This is a genomic window from Mycobacterium sp. UM_11, assembly GCF_001414075.1.
Classification (GTDB): domain Bacteria; phylum Actinomycetota; class Actinomycetes; order Mycobacteriales; family Mycobacteriaceae; genus Mycobacterium.
The window spans coordinates 1-2,628 of sequence record NZ_LATC01000201.1; the positions used below are offsets into that span (position 1 = coordinate 1).

The window sequence follows — 2,628 nt, forward strand, 5'->3', positions numbered from 1 at the left end:
GGCAGCGTCAGATGTGTATAAGAGACAGGGCCACCGCGACGGGCAGCCCCGAAATCCGGCTGGCGAGGCCGACATACGCCTCGAAGTCCAGGCCGGCGATCACCCCGTCCGCGAAGATGGCGGCGGCGCGTGACAGTGCCGCCGCGCGCCGCGCGACCGGGAGGGGCAGCGCCTTGCGCTGGGCGGCCAGGGTCCGCGCGACGTACAGCGGGGGCACCAGGCTCAGCTCGGCGACGGCGGCGCCGGCGGTACTGGTGATGACCTCGCGGCGGCGGGTCCGGTATTCCCCGCCGGGGCCGAGCGCGTCGATCGACACCAAATCGGCTGCGACGCCGGTCCGTTCGCCCGCCATGCTCAGTACACGCCTTCGATGACGGGCTCGCCCTCGAAGGTGCTCACCGGCCGCACCGCTGCGACCGAGTCGCTGAGCTCCCCCGCCGGCCCGGGCATGCGGACCGCCAGGTCGCGTTCGAGGTTGTTGGGGATGAACATGCCCTTGCTGATGTGGTTCATCACCACCTGGCCGGTCTGACCGTAGGGCACCCGGTCCCCCGTGTCGGGGTCGACCACCCAGAACACCACGTACGGTGTCCGCGGGTCGAAGACGAACGCGTCGTCGTCGGCCGTCCGGGTCACCGCTTGGGAGAGCACCATCGTGCTGCCGAAGGCCATGGTGATCGTGGTGGCCGGGAAGATGCCGCGCAACAGGTCGAGGGTGTCGCCGTCCACGTGCGCGCCGCTGAGCAACAGGTAGCGGATCTTGTCGTTCAGCAGGTCGACCACGCGGTCGTCGCGGGCCATGGCCTCGAGCAACGGCGGGGTGGTGTGCAGGTTCGCGACGTTCTGGGTCCGCAACACGAACACGGCCTGCTCGACGACATGGTCGATGTAGGCGGCGACTTCGGATGCCGCGCCGCGGGCGGCGATCTTCTTGACCCAGCGCGGATCGATGTCGATCGCGTGAAAGATTGCGCCGAGCCGCTCGGCGACCAACCGCGAGAAATAGCCCACCCCATGCGGCCCGCTCGGCATCAGGCACAGGAAGCCGCGGCCGCGCTGGAACCCGCCGGCGGCGAAGTCCTCGGTCTGCCAGCGCACCACCTGCTCAACCCAATCCGGAAGCTGCGCAGTCCGTTTCGGGGCGCCGGTGGTGCCGCCGGATTCGAAGATCAGGGGCACCGGCGGCGGGTCGCCGTAGCCGCGCGGGATGAGGTCCTCCACCGGCGCGTCGCGCAATTCGTTGACCAGGTTGGGAAAAAGTCGCAGATCGGCGAAGTCGCGCACGTCGGCGATCGGGTCGAAGTCCAGCGTCGTCGCGGCCCGCAACCAGAACACCGAACCGGTGTCTTCACCGAAGTGCCAGGCGATCGCCGCGCGCAGGTAGGCCTCGGGATCCTCGACGGGCCGGGATCGCGGCACGTCCAGCAGCGAGAAATCGACAGCGGCCATGCCACCGATCCTCGCCCATCCGCACCGGCTCGCCAAGCACCGGTGCGCAGGACGCCGCCGTATTCGCTTACTTCACAGCGAGTTTCAACCGTGTGCACCCCGTGTTCAGCGCACGGCCACTCGCACCCGGTGCGCCGGCGCAAATAGACTGTGGTACCACCCGCGAGAGCAAGGGGACCGATGCGGTACATCGCCCTGGAATAGGCCTTCTTCATTCCCGAGCTGGCCGAGCTGCGGCCGGCCCATGAGCAGTTGATGCGGTTGCTGCGCCCCGGGATCGGCGAGGAGTACGAGCGCCGGCTGTCCGACTTCACCGAATACCGCCTGCCGGAGATGGACGACGCGGGCATCGACATCCAGGTGTTGTCCCTGACGTCGCCGGGCCTGCAGGTCGACCTCGATGCCGAGCGGGCCCGCGGGGACGCGCGGTTCGCCAACGACTACCTCGCGAAAGTCGTTGCCCAGCATCCCGATCGGTTCCGCGGGTTCGCGGCCCTGCCGCTGCAGGACCCCGCCGCCGCGGCGGCGGAGCTGGAGCGCGCCGTCACCCAGGACGGGTTCTGCGGGGCGCTGGTCAACGACTGCATCAGCGGGCCGGGCGGGCGCTATTTGGACGCGCCCGCCTACGACGAACTGTGGTCGGCGGTGGAATCCCTTGGCGTGCCGCTCTATCTACACCCGGGCGCGCCGCCCGCGGATCGCTGGCGGGTCATCGATGGCCGTCCGGAACTGTACGGCGCGACCTGGAGTTGGGCGGCCGAGGTGAGCGGGCACGCGTTGCGCATCCTCTTCGGCGGCGTCTTCGATCGGCATCCCGGCGCGACGCTGATCCTGGGCCACATGGGCGAGTTCCTGCCGTTTCAGCGCAGCCGGCTGGACTCCCGGTATGCGACGGTCGCGACGACCACCACGCTGGCGCGCGCGCCGTCGGCCTACCTCGGCACCAACATCGTCTTCACCAACAGCGGGGTCTTCTCGCCGGCCGTCATGCTGGGAGCGGTGCTGGAGGTGGGGGCCGACGCGTTGATGTTCTCGGTCGACTACCCCTACGAGTCGTCCCGCGAGGCGGTCGACGGGTTCGAGCGGACGACGCTGCCGGCCGCCGATCGGGAGAAGATCGCGCACGGCAACGCCGAACGGCTGCTGCGCATCGGTTAGGCGGCCCGGTTGTGCAGTCGG

General features: G+C 69.7%; 2 protein-coding genes and 1 pseudogene. 1 reads left to right on the forward strand and 2 read right to left on the reverse strand.

The genetic code is table 11. The features are described 5' to 3' along the window. Positions 1-28: 28 nt before the first annotated feature. Positions 29-319 (reverse strand): annotated as a pseudogene (locus tag WU80_RS24505) (aldehyde dehydrogenase); the annotation flags it as partial. Between the two features lie 35 nt (positions 320-354). Next, the gene (locus tag WU80_RS24510; protein WP_055405674.1) at positions 355-1,449 is read right to left on the reverse strand and encodes an AMP-binding protein; all 1,095 of its coding nucleotides are present in this window, start codon (positions 1,447-1,449) and stop codon (positions 355-357) included. A 255-nt stretch (positions 1,450-1,704) separates the two neighbouring features. On the opposite strand from WU80_RS24510, the gene WU80_RS24515 reads away from it, so the two are divergent. After that, positions 1,705-2,607, forward strand: coding sequence for an amidohydrolase family protein (locus WU80_RS24515; RefSeq protein WP_197281364.1), 903 nt, complete (start codon positions 1,705-1,707; stop codon positions 2,605-2,607). Positions 2,608-2,628: the final 21 nt, after the last annotated feature.

Coding starts and splice junctions, on each gene's coding strand:
- WU80_RS24510 (WP_055405674.1), bottom strand. CDS start 1,449: ATGGCCGCTGTCGATTTCTCGCTGCTGGACGTGCCGCGATCCCGGCCC.
- WU80_RS24515 (WP_197281364.1), top strand. CDS start 1,705: ATGCGGTTGCTGCGCCCCGGGATCGGCGAGGAGTACGAGCGCCGGCTG.